The organism is Collinsella sp. HCP3S3_E5 (assembly GCF_052067635.1).
GTDB lineage: Bacteria > Actinomycetota > Coriobacteriia > Coriobacteriales > Coriobacteriaceae > Collinsella.
Genome location: NZ_JBQHQF010000014.1, coordinates 42,850 through 67,976 on the forward strand (window position 1 = coordinate 42,850; position 25,127 = coordinate 67,976).

Genomic DNA, 25,127 nt, shown 5'->3' on the forward strand with positions numbered 1-25,127 from the left:
TGTTCCGGTACCTCTTTTTGGTGCGTTTTTATTTGGCTGTGGCTTTTCTCGTTAGCTTACAGGCCGCAGGCTGCTTTGAGTTCGTCGATGCGGTCCGTTTTCTCCCAGGTAAAGTCGGCGTCTTCGCGGCCAAAGTGACCGTAGGCTGCCGTCTTTTCATAGATGGGGCGACGCAGGTCCAGGTCGCGGATGATTGCGCCCGGGCGCAGGTCAAAGGTCTTCTCCACGGCCTCGACGATCTTGTCCTCGGCAACATGCGCGGTGCCAAAGGTGTCGACCATAATCGACAGCGGCTTGGACACGCCGATGGCGTAGGCCAGCTCGACCTCGCAGCGATCGGCCAGGCTGGCGGCGACTACGTTCTTGGCGACCCAGCGAGCGGCGTACGCGGCAGAGCGGTCGACCTTGGTGCAGTCCTTGCCGCTAAAGGCGCCGCCGCCGTGACGGCCGTAGCCGCCGTAGGTGTCGACGATGATCTTGCGGCCGGTCAGGCCCGTGTCGCCCATGGGGCCGCCCACGACAAAGCGTCCGGTGGGGTTCACATAGATATCGGCGCCATTCCACGGCATGTTCTCGGCATCCATGACTGGTGCGATGACATGCTCGATGAGGTCGGCCTTGATCTTGCCCATGTCCTCAACTTCGGCAGCGTGCTGCGTGGAGATGACGATGGTTGTGACCTCCACGGGCTTTCCGTCCTCGTAGCGCACGGTGACCTGGGTCTTGCCGTCGGGGCGCAGATAGGGCAGGGTTCCGTCGTGGCGCACGGCGGACAGGCGTTCCGCCAGGCGGCTTGCCAGGTAGTGCGGCATGGGCATGAGGGTCTTGGTCTCGTTGGAGGCGTAGCCAAACATCATGCCCTGGTCGCCGGCACCGATCAGGTCGATCGGGTCGGTGGTGGCGCCGGTCTGGGTCTCAAATGACTCGTCGACGCCCTGGGCGATATCGGGGGACTGCTCGTGGATGAGGCTCATGACGCCGCAGGTATCGCAGTCAAAGCCAAACTTGGCGCGGTTGTAGCCGATGCGGCGGATGACGCCACGGGCGATTTCCTGCACGTCGACGTATGCCTGGGTGCGAATCTCTCCGGCGACGATGACGGTGCCGGTGGTCACGAGGGTCTCGCAGGCGCAGCGGACGTTTTCAACGTTGGCGGGCACGCCGTTGGGCGCAATATAGCCCTGCTCCTGCAGCTCTATTTCTTTGGCGAGGATTGCGTCGAGGACGGCATCGCTGATCTGGTCGGCGATCTTATCGGGATGGCCTTCGGTCACCGACTCCGACGTAAACACAAAAGACCCCTGCTGGGGCGGGATGGAACGAAGCTCTTCTGACATGATTGTCCTTTCGAATAACGTGTCCCAGCGACCGTTACCATTCCGCTGGGCTCTCTATGCAGGGGCACATCATAGCGCGTAAATCCAACATTCACACCCTTTCCGCACCTACTCATTAGGTAGCTAATTTGGGACGGGGCTTTTTTAGCTACCCCGGCAGGCTATCGGCTAAACCAGCAGACAATCAGCCGGGGTAGCTAAAAAAGCCCCGTCCCAAATTAGCTACCATATTAGCTACCCGGCTTCGATGACTGGGTCGGTGCCCTTTGTGCGGAGGTGGGCATTGTTGCTTTATACTGGTGCGGTTAGACATCCATCCTGCAATCGAGGAGATTTCCATGGCATCAGACGTTCGCGTCCGCTTTGCACCCTCACCGACGGGCAAGCTGCACATCGGCGGCGCCCGCACCGCTATCTATAACTGGGCTTTTGCCCGCGCAAACGGTGGCACGTTCATCCTGCGCATCGACGACACCGATCCCACCCGCTCTACCGACGAGAACACGCAGATCATTCTGCGCGCTATGCGTTGGCTGGGCCTGGACTGGGACGAGGGCCCCGAGGTTGGCGGCGACTTTGGCCCCTATGCCCAGACCGAGCGCCTGGACCTGTACAAGCAGGCCGCCCAGAAGCTTTGGGACGAGGGCAAGGCCTATCCCTGCTTCTGCACCAAGGAGCAGCTCGAGGCCGACCGTAAGGCCGCCCAGGAGCGTAAAGACCCCTTCCAGGGCTATCAGCGCCGCTGTCGCGATCTCGATCCCGAGGAGGCACGCCGCCGCATCGAGGCCGGCGAGCCCTACGTCCTTCGCATCAAGGTGCCCGAGGACCGCGGCGATGTCGTCATTCACGACGCCGTCCACGGCGAGGTGACCTTCGACGCCAAGGAGCTCGACGACTTTGTCATCTTCCGCTCCGATGGCACGCCCACGTATAACTTCGCGACTGTCGTCGACGACGCCATGATGAAGATCACCCATGTCATCCGCGGCGATGACCATCTGTCCAACACCCCGCGCCAGGTCATGGTTTACGAGGCCCTCGGCGCGCCCGTTCCCACGTTCGCCCACATCTCCATGATCTTGGGTGCCGACGGCAAGAAGCTCTCTAAACGCCACGGCGCCACCTCGGTGGAGGAGTACCGCGACGCCGGCTACCTGTCCGACGCGTTCGTTAACTACCTGGCGCTGCTCGGCTGGTCGCTCGACGGCGAGACCACGATCATCCCGCGCGATGTCCTGGCCCGTAAGTTCTCGCTCGACCGCATTTCCAAGAACCCGGCGACCTTCGACCCCAAAAAGCTCGACTGGGTCAATGCCGAGTACATCAACAACATGTCCGACGCCCAGTTTGCCGACGAGATCATGGTCCCCGAGCTGCACGAGGCCGGTATGATCGAGGGTAACATCGAGTACGGCGAGGACTGGATCGACGCGCTTGCCGCCATCGTCAAGCCGCGCACCAAGATGCCGGCCGACGCCGTGACCGTCGCCGCTCCCATCTTTGCCACGGCCGAGACGCTCGAGTATGACGAGAAGTCTGTCAACAAGGGTCTGGCCAAGGAAGGCATGGGCGCCATTCTGGATGCCGCCAAGGCCGCGCTCGAGGGCGTGGATGAGTGGACGGCTGCCAACATCGACGTCGCGCTTGAGCCGCTGCCCGAGCAGATGGACCTCAAGAAGCGCGTGGTGTTCCAGGCTGTGCGCGTCGCCGTCTGCGGTAACATGGTGAGCCCCCCGCTGGGCGAGACCATGGCGCTCGTCGGCCGCGACGACTGCCTGGCGCGTATCGACCGCGCCCGCACGATGGCGCTGTAGCAGCTGCGTAAACGCATGTATCCGAGCCCCGTTCACCCGAGCGGGGCTCTTGTTTCTAAAGACGTATGGGATGGGAGGTACAGAGACCATGGCCGAGCAACTGTCGCTGTTTGGTTCGCCGGAACCGGATGAAGCTCCGAAGTCCGCGGTCCCTGCCGCCGCCCCGGCGCAGCCCGAGCCCGCACCCGAACCCGTCACCGCCTACGCGAGCGTGGTCCTCGACATCCCGACTCGTGCGCTCTCCGAGCCCTTCGACTACGGCATCCCGCAGTCCCTTGCCAACGATGCCCAGATCGGATCCACGGTCCTGGTCCACTTTGGCAACCGTGCGGCCGCGGGCTATATTGTCGATATCGCGCCCGAGCTGGGCGACCTGCAAGGCAACGACACCCTCGACCCCTTGCGCATCAAGCCCATCGAGGCCATCCTCAGCAAGCCGCTCTTTACCGCCGAGGCTGCACGCATTGCGCGCTGGATGAGCCACGAGTACGTCGCGACGCTTTCCGAGTGCCTGCGTCTGTTCTTGCCTCCGGGCGGCAGCCCGCGTGTCGTGAAGGGCGATGACGGCGTGTGGACCGTTGAGCGCCCCGCCGTAAAACCCATCCAAAACCGTTGGGTCATGCTCACGCCCGAGGGTTTCGACTACACGCCGCCTAAGACAGCGGTCCGTCAGCGTCAGCTCATCGACGCGCTCCAATGCGGCCCGGTCACGACGCGCGACCTCAACCTGCTCTACAACAGCATGTCGGCAACCATTAAAGCGCTCGAAAAACGCGGCGTCGTGGTGGTGGAGGAGCGCCGCGCCTGGCGTGGGTGCAGCGAGCAGACCACGTTGTCCTCGGCAAGCGGCAAGGCGCCGGTCTCTCTCACCAACGGCCAGCAGCAGGCGCTCGCGCAGATTGAACGCGCCCGCCTTGATGCCCATGGCGACGTGGTCCTTGTCGATGGCGTCACCGGTTCCGGTAAAACCGAGGTTTACCTCTCGGCGATTGAGCGCGTGCTGGCGGCCGGCCGTTCGGCCTGCGTGCTCGTGCCCGAGATTTCGCTGACGGCCCAGACCGTCGGCCGCTTTCGCTCGCGCTTTGGCGAGACGGTCGCGGTCTTCCACTCGCGTCTTTCGGCCGGCGAGCGTCTGGACCAGTGGGATATGGTTGCCAGCGGTGCCGCGCGCGTGGTCGTGGGCGCCCGCTCGGCGCTCTTTTGCCCGCTCAGCGATCTTGGTCTCATCATCATCGACGAGGAGCACGAGACCAGCTACAAGCAGGGCTCCAGCCCGCGCTACCATGCGCGCGAGGTGGCTGCCGAGATGGCGCGCCGCTATCGGTGCCCGCTCGTGTTGGGCTCCGCCACGCCCTCGGCCGAGGCTCTCGACCGCTGTCGCCGCGGTATGTACAACGGTGCCACCTGGACGCGTGTCGAGATGCCCGAGCGCCCGGGACACGCCGTGCTGCCCACGGTCCGCATTGCCGATCTGCGCCGCGAGTTCGCGCACGGTAGCCGCTCCATGTTCTCTAAACCGCTGATGGAAGGCCTGGAGCGTGTGGTCGAGCGCCGCGAGAAGGCCGTACTGCTGCACAACCGCCGCGGTTTTGCGCCGTTTTTGATGTGCCGTGAGTGCGGCTGCGTCCCCACCTGCAACCACTGTTCTACCGCGCTCACGTACCACGAGCGCACGCACACGCTGCAGTGCCACACCTGCGGATCGTCTTGGCGCGTGCAGCCCTATCCGGCGCCCACGAGTCGTTGTCCCAAGTGCGGCAGCCGCTACCTGGCAAAAATGGGGCTGGGTACGCAGCAGATCGAGGACGCCCTACACCAGATACTGCCCGAGGATGTCGCCATCATTCGCATGGACGCCGATTCCACACGCGGCAAGGATGCGCACAAAAAACTACTCGAGCAGTTCGATGCCGCCGATTGCGCGGTGCTGCTGGGTACCCAGATGATTGCCAAGGGCCTCGATTTTCCCGAGGTCACGCTCGTGGGCGTGGTCAATGCCGACTTTGCGTTAAAGCTGCCCGATTTTAGGGCGGGGGAGCGCGCCTACGATTTGCTGGAACAGGTCGCCGGCCGCGCCGGTCGCGGCGATCGTCCCGGCGAGGTTATCATCCAGACGTATCTGCCCGAGGACCCGGTCATTCGCGCCGTCGCAGAGCACGATCGTTCGATCTTTACCGACTACGACTTGGACCAGCGCCGAGACGCCCTGTATCCGCCGTTCGTGCGCCTGGCCAACATCTTGGTATGGTCGACGAACGCGGATGACGCGCAGGACTACATTGGGCACATCGCAAAGCTTCTCAAGCGCCGCTGGCATGCCGCCGCGCCTGACTTTTTGCGGGCCGGAAGTGTCGTGCCGCAGGTGCTGGGCCCGGCTTCGTGTGTAATCGAGAGAGCCAAAGACCGTTATCGCTTCCATCTGCTTGTCAAGTCGCCGGTAGGGTACCATGTCTCTGATGATATCGACGCCTGCCTCAAAGAGGTGGGCTCCGTGCGCGGCGTGAGCGTGAGCGTTGACGTCGACGCTTATGATTTGATGTAACAACCCGAAAGGATGGCCATGGAAGCCAACGGAATCGTACTTTCGCCCGACCCTCGTTTGCGCCAGGAGTGCGCCGTCATCGAGGAGGTCACCCCGGCGATCGAGGCGCTTGCCGAGAAGATGAAGAAGATGATGTTCGACAACGGCGGTTGCGGCCTGGCCGCCCCGCAGATCGGCGAGCTCATCCAGCTCGTCACCATCGACTGCGACTACACCGACAAGAACGACTACGATCCCTACGTGCTCATCAACCCTGTCATTGTTGAGCAGAGTGACCATCTGGTGCCGTTTAGCGAGGGCTGCCTTTCCATCCCTGGCATTAGCTGCGAGATCGAGCGTCCCGACCATGTCGTTGTCGAGGCATACGATTTGGACGCCAACCTTATTCGCTATGAGGCCTCGGGCGACCTGTTCTGCGTGTGCCTGCAGCACGAGATCGATCACCTGCACGGCAACACCATGTTCGAGCGACTCAAGCCGATGCAGCGCATCAAGGCCGTCAAGGAGTACCAGGACGCCCTGGCCCGCGGCGCTCGACCGGGCGAGACGGAGTAGGTCCCACCGTCCCCTTCCGCCGCAGGGCTTAGGTTTTGCTCCATGCTCAAACAGTCCTGCTCGCACGAAGAGCACATTAAGTGCTCTTCGGCTCGTGCGGAACTGCGCGTGGAGCAACAACCTAAGCCCTGCGGCGGAAGGGGACTGCGTTTTCGTGCTCCTTTTCGCCCGGGTGCCATTGGGCCAGGGAGGGGCGTCTTCGCTGATAATTGCTTTGTTGGAAGAGCTGCTTTTATTGCGGCTCTTTCTTTGGTTTTGGGTATATTTGTTCTTGTTGAATTGTTATTGCGGATGGGCTGGCGACTTGGCTTTCCGCTGTTATTTGGAGCCGTCTCGGTTTTGTTTGAGGGGAGACGTTCTTTATGCGTATTGTGTTTATGGGTACGCCCGATTTCGCGGTGCCGTCGCTTTCTTCGCTTGTTGAGGCTGGGAATGAGATTACGCTGGTAATTACGCGTCCCGATGCTGTTCGCGGGCGTGGTAAAAAGCTGGAGCCGTCTCCTGTTAAGGCCAAGGCGCTTGAGCTTGGTCTGCCCGTTGTTGAGACAAATCGTATGACGCCGGATGTTATTGATCGGCTTAAGGCTGCTGATGCCGATATTTTCTGTGTGGCTGCCTATGGCTGCATTTTGCCCGATGAGGTGCTGCATATGGCGCCGCTCGGTATTGTGAATGTTCATGCTTCGCTGCTGCCCCGTTGGCGTGGCGCTGCTCCCATTCAGCGTGCCATTCTTGCTGGTGACGAGGTTGCTGGCGTTTCCATTATGCGCATTGGGCATGGCGTGGATACGGGCGCTTATTGCGCGCAGGTGTCGACCTCGGTTGCCGGTAAACATGCCGAGGCATTGACCATGGAGCTTGGTGAGCTGGGCGGTAAGTTGCTTGCCGATACGCTTCCCTCGCTTGCCGATGGCTCGGCTGTTTGGACTGAGCAGGATGAGTTCCTTGTCACGCATGCTGCCAAGATTTCCAAGCAGGAGATGCGTCTGGATCCGCAGATGGGGGCGCTTGATTGCGTGCGTCATGTGCTTGCCTCTTCCGACACCGCTCCCGCTCGCTGTGTGATTGCCGGCAAGACCGTGCGCGTGCTCGATGCCGCGCCGGCAGATGTATCGCTTGGCGAGGGGCTCGTCGCCGTTCAGGCCAAGCGCGTTTACCTGGGCCTGTCCGATGGCGCGGTCGAACTGCTTGAGGTTAAGCCCGATGGTAAGCGTGCTATGGCTGCTTCTGCCTGGGCTGCTGGCCTGCAGGGTGCGGATCTTTCGTGGGGTGTTTTGTCATGAGTAAGCTTTCCCCCGCGCGCAAGCTCGCGCTTGATGTTTTGATGGAGGCCGATCGCCGCGGCATGTACGCGCGTGACGTGCTCTCGTCCCGCGCCTCGGCCAAGGCCATTGACCAGCGCGATTCTGCTTTAGCCGCTCGTTTGGCACTGGGCGTTGCAGCCACCCAGGGCATTTTGGATGAGCTGCTCGACCAGTTTCTCGATAAGCCCAAAAAGGTCGCGCCTCGTGTGCGCATGGCACTTCGTATCTCGGCCTTCGAGATGCTCTACCTGCATACCCCGGGTCGCGTTGCGGTGAGTCAGGGCGTTGAGCTCGTGCGCAGCGGTGCTAAGTCTGCCGCCGGCCTGGCGAACGCCGTGCTGCATAAGGTTGCGGACAACGTCGAGGACTTTGCCACTGCGGCGGATGCCGATGAGTCCGAGCGTCGTTTGGTTCGCCTATCTCGCCTGATGGGCATGCCGCGCTGGCTGTGCGCTCGCATTATGGCGTCGTTCGATACACCCGAGGGCGCGCTCGGCTTTGCCGGCAATCTGGCGCCCGCGCCGCTGGCTTTGCACGAGAATGCCTTTGCAACAAAACCCGATCCGTACATTTCGCAGCTTGTGGCACCCGTGTTCCCGGGTTGCCATGCGCCGGTCGACGCGCAGGCCACGGTTGCGTCGGGTGTGTTTGAGCGCGCAGCTGCCGTGGCCTCGGACCTTAACGCCCAGCTCATCGCTACTGCGGCGACCCGTCCCGGGCGTTGTCTAGAGATTGGCGCCGGTCGTGGCACCAAGACCTATGTGATGATGTGCCAGGCCAAACGTGCCGGTTACGACCGTCAGCACACCGCACTCGATTTGCACGACCGCAAGTGCGACCAGAATCTCGCGCGTCTGCATAAGGCGGGTATTACGGGTGTTCGTACGGTGTCGGGCGATGCCTGCGAGCTCAATGAGGTGCTCGCGTCCTTTGACGCGATGCTTGGCGAGCCTGTCCTGTTCGACACGGTGTTTATCGATGCTCCGTGCTCGGGCACCGGCACCATGCGCCGTCATCCCGAGATTCCCTGGCGTCTGACCGAGAACGACGTTACGACTGAGTTGCCCCGCCTGCAGCTGTCGATGCTCAAGGAAGCAGCCGCGCGCGTGGCTGCCGGCGCTGAGCTTATCTATGCCACCTGCTCGGTCTTCGATGAGGAGAACACGCAGGTCGTTGATGCCTTCCTAGCCTCTCCCGAGGGCGCCGGCTTTACCGTGGCGCCGCTCTCCGAAGCCCAGATTCTGCAGCTCCCCGAGTACGATCATGCCAAGAGCCTCGTCACCCTGCGCCAAAACGCTCGAGGCCTCTTCCAAAGTGTGCCCGTTAATGCGGACTCCTACGACGGCCACTTCTGCGCCAGACTGGTCCGCAAGTAAAACGGATTCCAAGGGTAGCTAATTTGGGACGGGGCTTTTTTAGCTGCCCTGGCCGCCAGTCGGCCAAACATTTGCGTTATCAGCTGGGGCAGCTAAAAAAGCCCCGTCCCAAATTAGCTACCCTACGTTTCAAGATGACCTGCCCGCCACGAAATGGGCCTATCTACTACATTAAACCCATTACCCTCAACCATGCCAAATTTAGCGAAATCAAAACCGCAGGTAGACGGCTCGTCGATTTTGTAAAAACGCAGGTGTGCTCGGACCATACGGGTCAAACGTAGTAGATAGGCCGTTTTCGTGGCGCAACCCCAGACCAGTCGCCGGGGCGTGGGACATTCCTGAAAAATTCGACCCCGCGATCGGGCTTGAACGCGGGGTCGCTTGTCGCTAGTGGTTATGTGGGCAGTCGGCGCAGCAACCGCTTGTGGCGCTGGTGCTGGACCCGCCACTGCGCTGGTCGGTGTTGTAGAAACCGCTGCCGTCGAACTTAATGCCGCTGGCCGAGAACGTCTTGGATGCCGGGGCGCCGCAGCTGGGGCATACAACCTCGGGAGTCTCGGACATGGGGTGCTCAACCTCAAAAACGTTGCCGCAGCTCGTGCACTTATATTCGTAGCGCGCCATAATACTTCCTTTTCAGCACAAAGCGGGCAGATCGCTCTGCCCGCAAAAATTCAAACAGCTGTAACTGTACCCCATATCGGGGGTTTTATCACGCTTCGCCCCAGAATCTATGGGTGCTGCGCAGGAGCTTCGCAGTTTTCTCTTCGGCCTCCGCAACGTCTGCCTCTTGTGCCTGCCACGTCCAGTTGCCTGTGGCTACACCCGGTACGTTCATACGTGCGTCATCGCCCAGCCCCAGCACATCCTGCAGCGGCATCATCACCAGGGGGGCGTCGCTTGCGAGCGCGTCGCCCATCAGCTTGGCCGCCACCTCAGCACCGCTCGGCTCGTCGCCGCCTGCAAAGGAGCGCGTGCACCAGCCAGCGAGCGTCGAAGTGTCGTGCGTCGAGGTGTACAGGATTTTGTCCGGCGTGGGATGAATTCCGCAGCGAACGTCGTAGTCACTAAACTCCAGTACGTCCATGCCAGGAAAACCGCAGGTCGAAGCCATAGCGCGAACGCCAGGCGTCAGATAGCCCAGATCCTCGGCAATAAAATTGAGGGGACCCAGCTCGTCGTAGGCGGTCTGGAACAGGTCCTTGCCCGGACCAGCAAGCCAGCGGCCGTCGGCACAGGCTTTGCCAGCGGGAATGCTAAAGTAGTTGTGGAAGCCCAGGAAGTGGTCCAGGCGCACGCGGTCGTAGAGCGCGAACGCTCGGCGCAGGCGATCGAGCCACCAGCGATAGCCGGTCTCCTTCATGTGATCCCAGCGGAAGGTGGGGTTTCCCCACACCTGACCTTCGGGCGCAAAGTTGTCGGGTGGCGCACCGGAGATCTCGATTGCCTTGCCGGTATCGGACAGCCAGAAGTTCTCGGGCTCGCTCCACGCATCTGCCGAATCGTCCGACACATACATCGGGATATCGCCGATGACCTCGATGCCCTTCTTGTGCGCATAGTTCATGAGCTCGCACCAAGCCAGGTCAAAGCGGTACTGCATGTAGGCCTGAAGCTCGGCCTCGTCGTGGAAGCGCTTGTCGTCGATCAGATGCTCGTTGTAGCGCGCGACATCTGCCGGCCAATTGTGGCGCGACTCGCCCTCAAAATATTTCTTAACGGCCATGTAGACGCAGTACTTCTCGAGCCAATCGGCATTGCGATGTTTAAACGCGGTGTACAGCGGGTCGGCATCTTCGCCACCGTGGGCCTTCCAAGAAGCGAAGTCGGCGGCCAGCTCCTCGTGACTTTCGGGCAGCAGGTCGATGTTACCCGCAAAAGCCGAGGGTCCGGCATAGGGGGAGCGGAAGAAATCCGTCGGGTTGACGGGCAGGACCTGCCAGTAGCGCATGCCCATGGCGGCCAGGTGGTCGATAAAGCGGCGCGTGGGCGCGCCGATCGTACCCGGCTTGCCATCGTCAGTCGGCACCGAGGTAATGTGGCACACGACGCCCGCGCCATGATCGAGCGGCTCCTGCAGGCGCCTCTCGGCATGGTGATAGATGATCGAAGAGCCCAGCGGGTACAGGTCGAGCGTGACCGTACCGTTGTGGATCTCGCACTCGTGGCCGCTGATCACGTCACTCGCGCATTCACCGAGCGCCGGAATCGTCACGCGGTGCGAATTGCGCAGGCTGCGATTGACGATAACAGTCGCAGCCTCGCCGTCTTTGCCCGTGCGGGTGTAGGCTAGGACGTCGTCGTTAAGCGCGAAGGCCTTGATCTCGCCGTCAACCATAAACGGCAACGCGCGGCGCAGGGCGGATGCGTTCTTCACGATGGCCAACGTATCGAAATCGTGGAGCTGGTCCTTTGTCGGCAGGGTACGGCGGTTGCCCGGATCGGTGAGGCCCTCCAGGCCGTACTCATCGCCATAATAGATCGAGGGCACGCCGGGGAAGGTCATCTGCATGAGCGTCGCCAACCAAAAGCGCCTCTTGGCCAGGTCCATAGAGTTCTCGTCCAAGCGCCATTTGCTACGCTCGCTCTCGGGTAGCTGCGACTCGTCGGGACCACCGCCGAGCACCGAGATAATGCGCGGACGGTCGTGGCTCGAAAGCAGATTGAGCGCGCAGGCCAGTGCCTCGCGCGGGTAGTTCTCGTGCAGTGTCTCGATGTCCTCGGCAGCCTGATAGGCATCTCTGTAGCCCATCAAAAAGCCGATGACCATGTCGCGGAAGGGGTAGTCCATGGCGGAATCGAGTTCGGAGCCCTGCAGATAACGGCGCAGATGGCCATAGCTGATCTTGTTGGAGGCGTCCTCCCAGACTTCGCCGAGCAGCAGCGCATCGGGCTTCTCTTCGAGCACGGCGGCCTTGATATCGGCCAGGAAGTCATCGGAAAGCTCGTCGGCCACATCGAGTCGCCAGCCGTGGGCACCGGCGCGCAGCCACTTGCGAATGACGCCGTCCTTGCCCAGAAGCTTTTTACGCACGAGCTCGGAATTCTCGTTGAGGGCGGGCATATTGCTCACGCCCCACCAGCAGTCATACGAACCGTCCTCGTGGAAGGTAAACGCATCGCGCCACGGGGAGTCCTCGCTCTGCCACGCGCCGACGCCGGGATAGTTGCCGTAGCGGTTAAAGTAGATTGAGTCGTCGCCCGTATGGTTGAAGACGCCGTCCAGGATGATGGAAATGCCGAGCTTCTCGGCCGCCTCGCATAGCTCCGTAAAGTCTTGCTCGGTTCCCAGAATCGGGTCGATCTTGGTGTAATCGGCTGTGTCGTAGCGGTGGTTGCTCGCGGCCTCAAAGATCGGGTTGAGGTAGATGACCGTAAAGCCCAGCTCGGCGATGCGGGGCAGGTCATTTTGGATACCCTTGAGAGAGCCGCCGTAAAAATCCCAGGTCTTGATGGATCCGTCCTCGGCACGCTCGTACACGGGCGGCTCGTTCCAGTCCTCGACCATGCGACGCTGGATTCCCTTACGCGGTTTTTCGACCTCGGCCAGCGTGCGTTCGCGCCAGTTTTCGTCGCGGGCGTAGCGGTCGGGGAAGATCTGGTAGACCATGCCGTGCTCGTACCAGGTGGGACGGTTCTCGCGGTGCTTGTAGACGGTAATCTGGAAGGACGGAACCTCGGCGTAGTTGTATACAACGCCCTCGCCGCCGGTGCGACCCTGCGGTGCACCCAAGCGGACCTCGGACTGGCCTTCGATATTGCATATAAAGCTGTACCATACAAGACAGGGCTCGGCGCAGTTGAGCTCACCGGTAAAGATGCCATCGCCCTTGTGCTCCATGGGGATCAAGGTCTCTCCGATGCCGTCAACCCAGGTGCGCAGGGTGAGCGTTGCCTGGTTGGGGTCGGCATCCTCCAAAATCACCGAAAGCGAAACGGAAGTTCCAGTGCTCACAGCGCCAAAAGGAGTGCGAAACTGCGTCAGGCGGCTGTTGTGTATCAATCTCATAGTACGGTCCAGTTCTATACAATCATGGCCAGCGGGTCATGGGCTTAACGCACAGTGCATAAGTATATCCGTTGCACTTTAGTTGTATAAACTACAGTCGCTCACTATCGGCGAACGGTTGTCCTAGAAAATCGTTTTACCAACTATCTACAGAGAAGGGGCGCCCGGTTGGAGCGCCCCTTGTTTAGGGTTTTTATTAGGTTTTAGATCGTCTGTGGGCTAGCGGCGCTTACGGGTGGCCGTTGCCTTGCGGACGGAGGTCTTCTTGGTCGGAGCCTTTTCCTCGGCTGGAGCGGCGGGGGAGACCGGGGCCTTCTTGGCGGGTTCGGTCTTTGCCGAAGCCTTTGGAGCGGTCTTGACCTCGGCGGCCTTCGGTTCCGGCTCGGCCTTTACTGCGGGTTTGTCCTTGGCATTAGCCTCTGCCTTGGGAGCGGCTGTCTTGGTCGTAGCCTTTTTGGCCGTTGTCGTGGCGCGCTTGCGTGTGGTGGTCTTGGCGGCCGGCTTTGCCTCGACCGTTGCCTCGGCCTTGGTCTCGGAGGGCGCCTCCTCGACCTTGACGGCGGGCTTTGCAGCAGCCTTCGGGGCCGTCTTCGCGGAGGCCTTCGTCGTAGCAGCCTTGGTCGCCGGCGACTTCGTAGCCGTGGCCTTCTTGGCGGTCGCGGTCTTGGTCGCGGTCGTCTTCTTGGCAGCGGTCTTGGCCGGAGCCTTTGCCGCGGTCTTAGCCTCGGCAGTGGTAGCCTCAGCGGTGGCCTCGGCCTTTACCTCGGGAGCGGCCTCGGCTTCGACGGCCTTCTTGGCAGCGGCGGTCGTACGCTTACGCGTGGTGGTTGCCTTGGCAGCGGTGGTCTTGCTCGTAGCGGCCTTCGTGGTCGTGGCCTTCTTAGCCGTCGTCTTGCGGGTCGTCGTCTTCTTGGCGGCAGGCTTCGCCGTGGGCTTTACCTCGCCGTCGTCAGCCGGCTTCTCCTCGGCCTTGGGCTCCTCGGCAGCAGCGGGCTCCTTAACGGGTGCCGCAGGCTCGGCCTCAGCGGCAGCGGGCTCCTTAACGGGTGCCGCAGGCTCGGCCTCGGCGGCAACCGGCTCCTCCACAGCCGCAGCAGCCTCTACTGCCACCGGCCTCTCAATCTCCGGGTGCATAAAGAAGTACAGGTCCAGATACTTATCGGCCGAACGTGTCCAGCTAAAGTCCTGGCTCATGGCCTGCGTGACCAGCTGATTCCAGGCCTCGTGGTTATCCCAGAACAGGCGAGCCGCGCGGAACACCGCGTCGCCCATCTCGTCGCCGTTAAAGTGACTAAATGAGAAGCCCGTGCCCTCGCCGGTAAACTCGTTGTACGGTTGCACGGTGTCCTTCAGACCACCGGTCTCGCGCACAATGGGCAGGGTGCCGTAGCGCATGGCGATGATCTGCGACAGGCCACAGGGCTCAAACTTCGAGGGCATCAGGAACATATCGGCGGCGGCGTACATGCGCTGCGAAAGCGCCGGGTCAAACTCGATACGCGCCGCCATGGTGCCGGGGTATTTGCCCTGGAAGTAGCGCAGGCCGTCCTCGTAGTCGCGGTCGCCGGTACCCAGCACGGCCACCTGAACGCCACCGGACAGGATGCGGTCGAGCGCGTACATGACCAGGTCCATGCCCTTCTGTCGCGTCAGGCGCGTGACCATCACCATAAGCGGGCGGTCGTCGCGAATCTCGAGCCCCAACTCCTCCTGCAGCTTTGCCTTGCATGCGGCCTTCCCCGCACGGTCATCAACCGTGTAGTTGGCGGCAATGCGCTTGTCGGTCGCCGGATCAAAACCCACAACGTCAATGCCGTTGAGGATACCCTGCAGAGCGTACGAACGCTCGCGCAGCACGCCGTCCAGGCCCTCGCCAAACTCGGGCGTCTGGATCTCGCCCGCATAGGTGGGGCTCACCGTGGTGATGGCATCGGCATAGTGCAGCGCGCCCAGCATATAGTTAATGCTGCAGGCGTCACAGCGCAACTGCGTGGCGGCTGCCGGAATATGCGCCATACCCAGTATGTCTTCCATCACGGTGTCGCTAAACTGACCCTGGAACGCCACATTGTGAATCGAGAACACGGTCTTGACGCGGTCGTACAGCGGCAGGCCTTGGTAGAACTCTCGCAAGAACACGGGCGCCAGCGCCGTCTGCCAGTCGTTGCAGTGCAGGATGTCGCACTCAAATCCTTCGGGCAGGTGCTGCAGGCTCTCGGTGATGGCCTTGGAGAAAAACGCGAAGCGCTCGCCGTCGTCAAAGAAGCCGTAGGGATAGTCGCGCGCAAAGTAGTGCTCGTTGTCCACGAACATATAGGTGACGCCGTCGTGCTCGAGCTTCTCCAACCCGCAGTACTCGTTGCGCCAGCTCAGGCTCACGTAAAAGTCGGCAAAGTGCTCCATCTGCGCCTTGTACTCGTCCTTGATGGTGGCGTACTTGGGCACCATCACAATGACTTCGGCGCCAGCGCGCACGAGTGCCGCAGGCAGCGAGCCCGCCACGTCACCCAAGCCACCGGTCTTAACAAACGGCGCGCACTCTGCCGAGGCAAACACGATCTGCATCTTTTTGCTGGTTTGTGCCATTATGTCTCCCATGTTGCAATTCGAGAATAGCCGCCTGGCGCTAACCGGGCGACTATTCTACAAGTTACGTGCGATTATGTGGTGCCAACGTTAACGAGCGATGGTGGTATCGGACGTTAACGGAGCCTTGCCCAGCACCAGGATGTTCTCGGGCGTACCGCGAAGCTCGGTGTTGGTGGGAACCACGTTGTTCTTGTCCAAGATGGCGTTCTCAACACGGGCGCCGCTCTTGATGATGCAGCTCTGGTTGATGATGGAGTTGGTCACCGAGGCGCCTTCCTCGATCACAACGCCGCGCGACAGAATCGAGTTGCGCACGGTGCCCTTGATGATGCAGCCGGCCGAGATGATCGAGTTGCAGGCGTGGCTGCCGGTCGCGTAACGCGAAGGCGGCACGTCGTGGGCCTTGGTCAGGATCGGGCGCTCGGGGTCAAAGAGCTGATCGGCCACGGTCTGGTCGAGCAGGTCCATGCTGCGACGATACAGCGACTTCTCGCTAAACACGCCCACGACCTCGCCCTTGTACTCATAGCTGCACACGTCGATGTTGCCAAAGTCGCCCTGGAGTGCCTCGAGCAGGTCCAGATAGTCGGCGGCCTGGTAGTGGTCGATGATCTCGAGCAGCGTCTCGCGGTTGACGATGCAGCAGTCCATAGAGGCGTTGTCGCCGTACGCGACGCCGGCGCTCACGCCCGTCAGGCGGCCGTTCTCGTTGATATCGAGCTTGGTCTCGTCTTCGACGTTGTGCGTGGCCTTGCAGTACACCACGGTCATCTGGGCACCGGATTTCTCGTGCGCCTCGATAATGGTGTTGAGGTCCATGTTAAAGATGACGTTGGTGCCCATCATCACAACATAGGGCTTGTCCGAGCGCTGGAACAGCGTCTTGTTGGAGATGATGTCGCGGAGCAAGAAGCGCATGCCGCCCTTGGTGGTGCCATACGCGTTGCCGGGCACCATGAACAGGCCGCCCTTCTTGCGGTCCAGGCCCCAGTCCTTGCCCGAGCCCACGTGGTCGATCAGCGAGCGGTAGTTGCCCGGCATGACAACGCCGACGGTCTTAATGCCGGCGTTCATCATGTTGGACAGCGGAAAGTCGATCAGGCGGTAGCGGCCCAAAAACGGAACGGACGCGATGGGGCGATCCTTGAGCAGCACGCTGCCGTAGGTCGAAGAGTAGTTAGCGGTGATATAGCCGATGGCCTTGCGATTGATCATCGGATCATTCCCCCTTCCCGACAACGACGTCATTTCCAACGACGGCCGTATCCTTGGTGGTATCGACAGAGCCGAGCTTCACGCCCTCTTCGACCGTGGAGTTCTCGCCCAAAATAGCGCGGCAAATGTGCGCGCCGCTCTTAACGTGCGCACCCGGCAGCAGCACGGAGTCCTCGACCACGGCGCGCTCCTCGATGATGACATCGGTCGAAAGGATCGAGTGGCGAGCGGTGCCGTAGATCTTGCAGCCATTGGAGACCAGGCAGTCGTCCAGGCGACCGTCCGGGCCAATGTAGTGCGGCGGACGCGTGGTGATGTTGGACATGATGGGGAAGCTCTTGTCAAACAGATCGAACTCGGGGTTGTTGCCCAGCAGGTCCATCGAGGTCTCGTGGAAGCTGGCGATGGTGCCAACATCCTTCCAAAAGCCGTGGAACTCGTAGCTGTACAGGCGCTTGCCCTCGCCGAGCAGCTTGGGGATGATGTCCTTGCCAAAGTCGTGGCTCGAGCGCTGGTCCAGAGCGTCCTCCTCGAGCGCCTTGATCAGCACGTCGGCCGAGAAGATGTAGATGCCCATGGACGCGAGGTTCGAATCGGGCTTCTCGGGCTTCTCCGTGAACTTGGTGATGCGGCCGTCCTCGGGGTCGGTGGTCAGGATGCCAAAGCGGCTGGCCTCCTCCCACGGCACGGGCATAACGCTCACCGTGAGGTCGGCGTTGTTCTCAATGTGCGTCTTGAGCATCTTGCGGTAGTCCATGCGATACAGATGATCGCCCGAAAGAATCAGGACGTACTTGGGGTCGTTGGACTTGATGTAGTCGAGGTTCTGCGTGATGGCGTCGGCCGTGCCCGCATACCATGCGCCACCGGTTTGCGTCTCGTACGGCGGCAGGATCGACACGCCACCGTCGCGGCTGTCCAGATCCCACGCCTCGCCAGAGCCCACGTAGGCATGCAGCAGATAGGGACGATACTGCGTCAGAACGCCCACCGTGTCGATGCCCGAATTGGAGCAGTTGGACAGCGAAAAGTCGATAATGCGGAACTTGCCACCAAAGCTAACCGCCGGCTTAGCGATCTTTTGGGTGAGTGCCCCCAATCGGCTTCCCTGTCCTCCTGCGAGGAGCATCGCGATGCATTCTTTCTTACTCATCGATTTCTCCTTCTGTCATCGATGTTCCTAAACCCATTAGCGACGGGCGCGGCGCTCGGTCGCGCCCGTCGAGTAATGCCGTGCGGCAAAGGGAACTCGCGGCCTTTACGCGTGCCAGATCTCGTCGCGGTACTCGCGAATGGTGCGGTCGCTCGAGAACCAGCCGCTCGAGGCGGTGTTGAGCAGGGCCTTGCGGTTCCAGGTCTCCTGGTCGCCATAGCTGCCCGTGAGCTTCTCCCATGCATCCACGTAGCTGCGGAAGTCTGCCATAACCAGGTCGGGGTCGTTGTTGTTCATAAGCTCGTTGTAGATGCTCTCAAAGTTGCCCGAAAGGCCGGCAAACGTGTTGTCCTTGAGCTCATCCATCACGAGGCCCAGACGTTCGCGATCATTGTTGAGCGTATCCCACGCAAAGTAGCTGTTCGATGCCCAGAGCTGCTCGACCTCGGGAGCGGTCAGGCCAAAGATCGCCTCGTTCTCGCGGCCGGCCAAATCGGCGATTTCGATGTTGGCGCCGTCGAGGGTGCCCAGCGTAATGGCGCCGTTCATCATGAGCTTCATGTTGGACGTGCCCGAGGCCTCCTTGCCAGCTGTGGAAATCTGCTCCGAAATCTCGGCGGCAGGGTAGATGAGCTGTGCGTTGCTCACGCGGAAGTTGGGGATAAAGCAGACCTTCATGACTTCGTTGACGCGCGGGTCGTTGTTGATGACCTCGGCCACCGAGTTGATCAGGCGGATGGTCTCCTTGGCAAAGGTGTAGCTCGAGGCAGCCTTGCCGCTAAAAATAAAGGTCGTCGGTGTTACGTGGAAGTTGGGATTGGCGATGCGACGGTTGTAGATGTCCATCACCTTCATGATGTTCATGAGCTGGCGCTTGTAGGCATGAAAACGCTTTACCTGAACATCGAAGACGGTGTTGGGGTCTATGACCAGACCGGTCTCTGCCTTAACGTAGGCGGCAAGACGCTCCTTATTGGTGCGCTTAGAGGCACCCACGGCCTTTAGGAACTCGGTGTCGTTCTGAAAACCTTTAAGTTTCTCAAGCTCAAAGGCGTCCTTCAGCCAGCCGTCGCCAATGGCCTCGGTCACGAGCTTGGCGTAGGTGGGGTTGGCCTCGGCAAAGAAGCGACGGTGCGAGATGCCGTTGGTCTTGTTGTTGAACTTCTCGGGCGTTAAAGCATAGAAGTCCTTGAGCACATTGTTCTTGATGATATCGGAGTGAATCTTGGCCACGCCGTTGACGCTGTGGCTGCAGATCACGGACAGGTTGGCCATGCGAACCTCGCCGTCCCATAGGATGGCGGTCTGGCGCAGACGCTCCTGCCAGCCCTCCTGCGTAGTATCGAACGACTCATGCCAACGACGGCTGATTTCGTCGATGATCTGGTACACACGGGGGAGGAGCTTGGAGAACGTGCCGATGGGCCACTTCTCCAGGGCCTCGGGCAGGATGGTGTGGTTGGTGTAACTCACGACCTGCGTCACGATGTTCCAGGCGTCATCCCACTCGAGCTTCTTCTCGTCGATGAGGATGCGCATGAGCTCGGGGCCGCACATGGCGGGGTGCGTATCGTTGGTGTGGATGGCCACAAACTGCGGCAGTAGCTCCCAGTTCGCGCCGTGTTCCTTCTCAAAGGTGTCGAGCAGGCTATAGATACCGGCCGAGACAAACAGGTATTCCTGCTTCAGTCGCAGCAGACGGCCGTGCTCGCCGGCGTCGTTGGGGTAGAGGATGGCGCTGATGGCCTCGGCCTCGGCGCGCTCGGCATCGGCCAGGGCGTAGTCGCCGCGGTTGAAGGCCTCCAAATCGAAGTGCTCCTCGACCGGCTCAGCGGCCCAGACGCGCAGCTTGTTGACGGTCTCGCCGGCATAGCCCACCACGGGGATGTCGTAAGGGACGGCCAGGATGTCCTGCGTGTCCACGGTTCGATAGAACGTGCGACCGTTCTCCTCAAAGCCCTCGACGCGGCCACCAAACTTAATGGTCACGGCCTTGTCCTGACGACGGACCTCCCAGGGATAGCCGTTGGTGAGCCACTCGTCGGTGGTTTCAACCTGGCTGCCGTTGACGATCTCCTGTTTAAACAGGCCGTAGCGGTAGCGCATGCCGTTGCCGTAGCCGGCAATGCCCTCGGCTGCCATGGAATCCAGGAAGCATGCGGCCAGACGACCCAGGCCACCGTTGCCCAGCGCCGGATCGGGCTCCTGGCTCTCGATGACGGACAGGTCAAGGCCCATATCGTCGAGAGCCTCGGCGACCATGTCGCGCACGCCAAAGTTGAGCAGGTAGTTGTCGAGCAGGCGGCCGATCAAAAACTCGATCGAGAAGTAGTACACGCGCTTCTTGCCCTCGGCGGTGGCGCGGGCGTCGCTCTTGGTGGCAACGGTGCGGGCCTTCTCGGCCACGAGCTTGGCCAGGGCGTTAAAGCGATCCAGGTCGCTGGCGGCCTCGACGCTCTTGCCGCTAATGCTCATGACGGCATCGCGATAGAGCTCGGTAAACTCCTGCTTGTTGTCGAAGATCTTATTCATACGTTCCTTCCCCCGGGGATGTTTCTCCCGGAACGGCTGTGACTTGTATCCTACGCCCCCGCGGGGCGGGAAATTACAGTGGTAACGCCTTTGTTACGCATCCTTAGGTGACGACTTAACAGAAGCAGACTTGGCTTTGGTAGCGGCCTTTTTGGCAGCCGGCTTCTTGGTCGCGGTAGCCTTGGCAGCGGGCTTTGCGGCGGCCTTAGCCTTGGCCTTGGTCGTCGTAGCCTTCGCCTTGGCCGGAGCCTTCTTGGTGGCCGCTGGCTTGGGCTTTACCGAGGACGCACGCTTGCGGGTCGCCTTCTTGGGCTCCTCGACCACGGGCGGCTTATAGCTGCTGGGGCCGCGACGCTTAAGCACCACGCCTGCCAGGCTGGGCACCTTAATCTCGATGGAGTCCATCTGCCCGTTCCAGGGATAGGGCTCGCTCGAGCAGGTGTAGGGCTCCTCGCCAGCATAGCCGCTGCCGCCAAACTCGGGACGGTCGGAGTCAAAGATGACCTCCCAGTCGCCCTCACGCGGCACGCCCACACGGAAGCTCTCGTAGGCCGCCGGGTCAAAGTTGATCAGGATCACGAGGTCGTCATCGACGTCCTCGCCCTGACGCACAAAGCTCACGATGGACTGCTTGGAGTTGTCCGCGTCGATCCAGGTAAAGCCGTCGTCATTGTAACCGCGCTCGTACAGGGCGGGCTCGGCGGTATACAGGTGGTTGAGCGCCTTAATGAACGCCTGATGGTGTGCATGGGTCTCATACTGCTCGGTCAAGAACCACTGAATAGATTCGTAGTAGCGCCACTCGATAAACTGGCCGATCTCGTTGCCCATAAAGTTGAGCTTGGCACCGGGGTGCGTCATCTGGTAGAAGGCGAGCGTGCGCAGGCCGGCAAACTGGCGCCACCAGTCACCCGGCATGCGGCCGATGAGCGAGCACTTGCCGTGCACGACCTCGTCGTGGCTCAGCGGGCAGATAAAGTTCTCGGTAAAGGCGTACATGATGGAGAACGTGAGCAAGCCATGGTTGCCGGGGCGCCACGGAAAATCGGTCTGCATGTAGTGCAGGGTGTCGTTCATCCAGCCCATGTCCCACTTGTAGTGGAAGCCCAGGCCGCCGTCCTGCGGCGGATAGGTCACAAGCGGCCACGCGGTGGACTCCTCGGCCATCATCATCACGTCGGGGTAGTGTGCCTCAACAGCGCAGTTGACCTGACGGATAAACGCGCTGGCGTCCAGGTCCTCCTCGGTACCGTACTTGTTGAACTTCTTTTGGCCAGGATCGTCAATGCCAAAGTTGAGGTACAGCATGCTGGACACGCCGTCCATGCGAATGCCGTCCACATGGAAGTTCTCGATCCAGTACAGCACGTTGGAGACCAAGAAGGAGCGGACCTCGCCGCGGGCGAAGTCAAACTTGTGCGTGCCCCAGTTGGGGTGAATCTCGTGCTCAAACAGCATGTGGCCGTTAAAGGTGGCAAGGCCGTGGGAGTCGGCGCAAAAACCGCCGGGCACCCAGTCCATGATCACGCCGATGCCCGCCTCGTGGCACGCATCGATAAAGTGCATGAGCTGCTGCGGGTTGCCGTAGCGCGACGTAGCGGCAAAGTAGCCGGTCGTCTGGTAGCCCCAGGAGCCATCGAAGGGGTGCTCCATAAGCGGCATGACCTCGATATGCGTGTAGCCCATATCGCGCACGTAGTCCACGAGCTCCACCGACAGGTCGTCGTAGGTGTAAAACTCGCCGCGCTGCGCAGGGAAGGGGTCCATGGGACCGGGGTAGTTGCCGTACTCGTCCGGCTCGCCCTGTGGCTCGTCTCCGTGGCGCTTCCACGAGCCAATATGCACCTCGTAGATGTTGAGCGGCTGCGACATGTGGTTGTGGCCGGCGCGGCGCTTGAGCCACGCGGCGTCGTTCCACTGGTAGCCATCGAGGGTCCACAGCACGCTCGCCGTTCCCGGAGGGCACTCGGCCTTAAAGGCGTACGGATCGGCCTTGTAAAGCTTTTCGCCCTCGTTGGTCTCGATGAGGTATTTATAGAGCTGGCCCTGCTCGGCGCCAGGAATAAAGCCTTCCCAGATAGCGCTCGTGTGTACGGGCACCAGCGGGTTGGCTTGTTCGTCCCAATTGTTAAATTCACCGATAACGTGGACGCTCTTAACGTCGGGCGCCCAAACGCAAAAACGCCAGCCGCGCGTGCGCTGCTGCGTGTCGGGATGCGCGCCCATCTTTTCCCAGCTGCGCTCCCACATACCGATGCCAAACAGATAGACATCGTCCTTGGTGAGCTCCGGTGCGTGCGGGGCGGCTTTTCGGGTAGCGGGCTTTTTGGTTGCTGGCTTTAGCTTTGTATCGCTCACGTTTGATCCCATCATGACGCGGCAGCGTGTTGCCTTGGTGACTAGATGCGAAAGGTCCAAGGCTGCACGAATCGAAGGGACGGCGATAGCTCTATGAGTCGTCCCACCTCGCGTGCACGGTGGAACTTTCGGCAAAAACCACAATAACACCTGTCCGTTACATTTATGGACGAAAGTGGATTTACGGTGGCGTTTAATCGGTGAGCGCCATGTTTATGCCACTGACAGAATTGCGATGGTAAAACTCTTGACAGTTTTACCAATTAGGGTTTCAAAATTTTTAGATTTACGTTTGGTAAAACGTTTTTAGCAGGTTGTTTACCATTTGACATTGAAAGGTTTGCGAATGAACCACACAGCCGCCTCTAATGTTGCTTTTATTTTTGATTGCGACGGCACACTGGTAAATAGCACCCCCGTTTGGGCCTATGCCCAGCCCGAACTATTGCGGCGTCACGGCATTGATGTAACGGTCGACGATTTTGCCCAGTTTGAGCATTTGTCGCTCGAGGACGAGTGCCAGGCCTACCACGACACGTGGGACATTGGCGAAAATGGCGAGGAGCTGTATCGCGAGCTGAGTGACATCCTGATCGATGGCTACTCCAAGGTGCCGCCGCGCGAGGGGCTCCTGGCATTTTTGGAGCAGGCGAAATTGGCCGGCATTGCTATGTGCGTGGCCACGTCCACGCCGGCCGAGCTGGTGCAGTCCGCACTCGCGGGTGCGGGGCTCGACGCCTATATGGAGTTTATTACCACGACGGGCGAGGCGGGCCGCTCCAAGCAGTTCCCCGATGTGTACGAGCTGGCGCTGCGCCGCCTTGAGGAGCGCCACGGGCACCAGTTTGAGCGCGCGTGGGTGTTTGAAGACGCCGTCTTTGGCCTTAAGAGCTCTGGCACTGCAGGCTTTAAGCGCGTGGGCATTTACGACCCGCACGGCCGTATGGAGCGCGACGAGGTTCGCGATAACTGCGATATCTTTATCGACAGCTATAAGGACCTGGACCTGACCCGTGTGCTTGCGTTTGAGGGCTAGGCGAGGGCCGTGGCTTGCAAAGTATTAGTTGTTTGCGGCTCACCGGTGGTGGCGAGCGCGGATCTGTTGCGTCGACTAGCGGGGGAGTGCGACCACGTTGTCGCCGTGGACCGCGGGCTCGACGCGCTGCTGGGCGCCGGCCTGGGCTGCGACGTGTATGTAGGAGATGCCGACACGGTGAGCGACACCGGTCGCGCGTTGGTCGATGCCGCCGAGGCCTTTGAGGTAGAGCGCCACGACCCCTACAAGGACTATACCGACCTAGCGTTGGCACTCGATTCGGTCCGCCGTCGCTGGCCGGGTGCCGAGGTGGTTACGACCTGCGCCACCGGCGGTCGCCCGGACATGGCGCTTTCCGTACTGGGTCTGCTTGCAGGCTACGAGGATGCCCCCATTTGGATTGCCGAGGACAAGGTGGTCGCCCGCATCCTTCACGCTGGCGAGACCTGGTCCATTGAGGGCGCCGAGGGCAAAACCTTCTCCATCATCGCCATAGTCCCTGGGACAGTAGTAAGCGAACACGGCCTAGAGTGGGAGCTAGACCACAGCCCCCTGGGTCTGCTAGCCGACACGGGCATCTCTAATGTCGTAAGGAAAACGGCCAAGATTCAAGTCCACCAAGGCATCGCGATCGGTTATTTATACCGTGAGGGTTTTATCGGGACGGTGGGTTAATTAGCTGGTTTTGGCTAAGCCAAAACCAGCTAATTCAGCCCCGTCCCAGGAAAACCCGTAAGGCAGGGCAACAACCCAAAAAAATCTCTTGCATCCCCGCAAACATTCCCCTATAGTACTACCTCGTCACGGGGGCGTAGCTCAGCTGGGAGAGCGCTTGACTGGCAGTCAAGAGGTCAGGGGTTCGATCCCCCTCGTCTCCACCATCGTGAATGCAAAGGCCTTCGGAAAACCGGAGGCTTTTTTTCTTATAAAGAGGCTCAATTGGTTGACTGTGTTCGCGGCGGGCGTTTCGGCGCGAGTCTATAAAAAGGTTTAATCATTTCAATAAATGGTGGTGTGGTCCAGCGGGATTTACGAGTACGAGCATCCCAAGATCTTCGACACCTATTACGAGAAGGTCTTGCCGTATGAAAATTGGTTTAGCTGCTGGTTTTGACGACGAGTGTAGGAACAGGTCGTTGTGCTGCAAGTATGCTGTAAACACGGATTGCTCCGGAGCGGTTTGGCATACGATTGGTTGATTTCCGATCTCAGCCGAACACATTGAGCTGATGGCTCGCTCCCGCAGTTAACCGAACGCCCCCGCGGCCCCTCTCGGGCCCCGGGGGCGCCATTTTCCCAGTTGA

15 protein-coding genes and 1 tRNA gene are annotated in these 25,127 nt (G+C 60.7%); 8 read left to right on the top strand and 8 right to left on the bottom strand.

Annotated elements, in window-relative coordinates:
- Positions 1-56: 56 nt before the first annotated feature.
- A complete protein-coding gene (gene metK, locus ACTM82_RS05760) occupies positions 57-1,337 on the bottom strand; it encodes a methionine adenosyltransferase (protein ID WP_441054993.1) in 1,281 nt (426 codons plus the stop codon).
- Positions 1,338-1,675: 338 nt separating this feature from the next.
- Between metK and gltX the strand changes: the two genes are divergently transcribed.
- The 5 genes from gltX to ACTM82_RS05785 all read left to right on the top strand — a co-directional run bounded on the left by gltX (position 1,676) and on the right by ACTM82_RS05785 (position 8,928).
- Positions 1,676-3,151: a glutamate--tRNA ligase gene (gene gltX / locus ACTM82_RS05765; RefSeq protein WP_441054992.1), complete on the top strand. Its 1,476-nt coding sequence runs from the start codon at positions 1,676-1,678 to the stop codon at positions 3,149-3,151.
- Between the two features lie 70 nt (positions 3,152-3,221).
- Positions 3,222-5,693, top strand: coding sequence for a replication restart helicase PriA (gene priA, locus ACTM82_RS05770; RefSeq protein WP_441088521.1), 2,472 nt, complete (start codon positions 3,222-3,224; stop codon positions 5,691-5,693).
- A gap of 18 nt (positions 5,694-5,711) precedes the next feature.
- Positions 5,712-6,248 (top strand): peptide deformylase, encoded by a 537-nt coding sequence (gene def, locus ACTM82_RS05775; RefSeq protein WP_441054988.1) that lies wholly within the window; start codon positions 5,712-5,714, stop codon positions 6,246-6,248.
- A gap of 362 nt (positions 6,249-6,610) precedes the next feature.
- Positions 6,611-7,531, top strand: coding sequence for a methionyl-tRNA formyltransferase (gene fmt / locus ACTM82_RS05780; RefSeq protein ID WP_441054987.1), 921 nt, complete (start codon positions 6,611-6,613; stop codon positions 7,529-7,531).
- On the top strand, positions 7,528-8,928 hold the full coding sequence (locus tag ACTM82_RS05785; protein ID WP_441054985.1) for an RsmB/NOP family class I SAM-dependent RNA methyltransferase: 1,401 nt from the start codon (positions 7,528-7,530) through the stop codon (positions 8,926-8,928). Before fmt ends, ACTM82_RS05785 begins: the two co-directional genes overlap by 4 nt.
- 390 nt (positions 8,929-9,318) lie before the next feature.
- On the opposite strand, the gene ACTM82_RS05790 is transcribed toward ACTM82_RS05785, so the two are convergent.
- From ACTM82_RS05790 to glgB, 7 genes are all read right to left on the bottom strand, one after another.
- Complete coding sequence (locus tag ACTM82_RS05790; RefSeq protein WP_154518065.1) at positions 9,319-9,555, bottom strand: FmdB family zinc ribbon protein; 237 nt, start codon at positions 9,553-9,555, stop codon at positions 9,319-9,321.
- A gap of 88 nt (positions 9,556-9,643) precedes the next feature.
- Entirely contained in the window at positions 9,644-12,940 is a 3,297-nt protein-coding gene (locus ACTM82_RS05795; RefSeq protein WP_441054983.1) for a 4-alpha-glucanotransferase, read from the bottom strand.
- Between the two features lie 219 nt (positions 12,941-13,159).
- Positions 13,160-15,526: a glycogen synthase GlgA gene (gene glgA / locus ACTM82_RS05800; RefSeq protein WP_441054981.1), complete on the bottom strand. Its 2,367-nt coding sequence runs from the start codon at positions 15,524-15,526 to the stop codon at positions 13,160-13,162.
- Between the two features lie 90 nt (positions 15,527-15,616).
- The gene (glgD, locus tag ACTM82_RS05805; RefSeq protein WP_441054979.1) at positions 15,617-16,744 is read right to left on the bottom strand and encodes a glucose-1-phosphate adenylyltransferase subunit GlgD; all 1,128 of its coding nucleotides are present in this window, start codon (positions 16,742-16,744) and stop codon (positions 15,617-15,619) included.
- Between the two features lie 4 nt (positions 16,745-16,748).
- Positions 16,749-17,897, bottom strand: a complete 1,149-nt coding sequence (locus ACTM82_RS05810) for a glucose-1-phosphate adenylyltransferase (RefSeq protein WP_441054977.1) — start codon at positions 17,895-17,897, stop codon at positions 16,749-16,751.
- A gap of 105 nt (positions 17,898-18,002) precedes the next feature.
- Positions 18,003-20,429: a glycogen/starch/alpha-glucan phosphorylase gene (locus ACTM82_RS05815; protein ID WP_441054975.1), complete on the bottom strand. Its 2,427-nt coding sequence runs from the start codon at positions 20,427-20,429 to the stop codon at positions 18,003-18,005.
- A 93-nt stretch (positions 20,430-20,522) separates the two neighbouring features.
- Positions 20,523-22,802: a 1,4-alpha-glucan branching protein GlgB gene (gene glgB / locus ACTM82_RS05820; RefSeq protein WP_441055043.1), complete on the bottom strand. Its 2,280-nt coding sequence runs from the start codon at positions 22,800-22,802 to the stop codon at positions 20,523-20,525.
- A gap of 331 nt (positions 22,803-23,133) precedes the next feature.
- Here glgB and ACTM82_RS05825 point away from each other — a divergent pair, with 331 nt between their 5' ends.
- From ACTM82_RS05825 to ACTM82_RS05835, 3 genes are all read left to right on the top strand, one after another.
- Entirely contained in the window at positions 23,134-23,823 is a 690-nt protein-coding gene (locus ACTM82_RS05825) for an HAD family hydrolase (protein WP_441054973.1), read from the top strand.
- Positions 23,824-23,832: 9 nt separating this feature from the next.
- Entirely contained in the window at positions 23,833-24,498 is a 666-nt protein-coding gene (locus tag ACTM82_RS05830) for a thiamine diphosphokinase (RefSeq protein ID WP_441054971.1), read from the top strand.
- A gap of 130 nt (positions 24,499-24,628) precedes the next feature.
- Positions 24,629-24,704, top strand: a tRNA-Ala gene (locus ACTM82_RS05835).
- The last annotated feature ends 423 nt before the right edge of the window (positions 24,705-25,127 follow it).

Coding starts and splice junctions, on each gene's coding strand:
- metK (WP_441054993.1), bottom strand. CDS start 1,337: ATGTCAGAAGAGCTTCGTTCCATCCCGCCCCAGCAGGGGTCTTTTGTG.
- gltX (WP_441054992.1), top strand. CDS start 1,676: ATGGCATCAGACGTTCGCGTCCGCTTTGCACCCTCACCGACGGGCAAG.
- priA (WP_441088521.1), top strand. CDS start 3,222: ATGGGAGGTACAGAGACCATGGCCGAGCAACTGTCGCTGTTTGGTTCG.
- def (WP_441054988.1), top strand. CDS start 5,712: ATGGAAGCCAACGGAATCGTACTTTCGCCCGACCCTCGTTTGCGCCAG.
- fmt (WP_441054987.1), top strand. CDS start 6,611: ATGCGTATTGTGTTTATGGGTACGCCCGATTTCGCGGTGCCGTCGCTT.
- ACTM82_RS05785 (WP_441054985.1), top strand. CDS start 7,528: ATGAGTAAGCTTTCCCCCGCGCGCAAGCTCGCGCTTGATGTTTTGATG.
- ACTM82_RS05790 (WP_154518065.1), bottom strand. CDS start 9,555: ATGGCGCGCTACGAATATAAGTGCACGAGCTGCGGCAACGTTTTTGAG.
- ACTM82_RS05795 (WP_441054983.1), bottom strand. CDS start 12,940: ATGAGATTGATACACAACAGCCGCCTGACGCAGTTTCGCACTCCTTTT.
- glgA (WP_441054981.1), bottom strand. CDS start 15,526: ATGGCACAAACCAGCAAAAAGATGCAGATCGTGTTTGCCTCGGCAGAG.
- glgD (WP_441054979.1), bottom strand. CDS start 16,744: ATGATCAATCGCAAGGCCATCGGCTATATCACCGCTAACTACTCTTCG.
- ACTM82_RS05810 (WP_441054977.1), bottom strand. CDS start 17,897: ATGAGTAAGAAAGAATGCATCGCGATGCTCCTCGCAGGAGGACAGGGA.
- ACTM82_RS05815 (WP_441054975.1), bottom strand. CDS start 20,429: ATGAATAAGATCTTCGACAACAAGCAGGAGTTTACCGAGCTCTATCGC.
- glgB (WP_441055043.1), bottom strand. CDS start 22,802: ATGATGGGATCAAACGTGAGCGATACAAAGCTAAAGCCAGCAACCAAA.
- ACTM82_RS05825 (WP_441054973.1), top strand. CDS start 23,134: ATGAACCACACAGCCGCCTCTAATGTTGCTTTTATTTTTGATTGCGAC.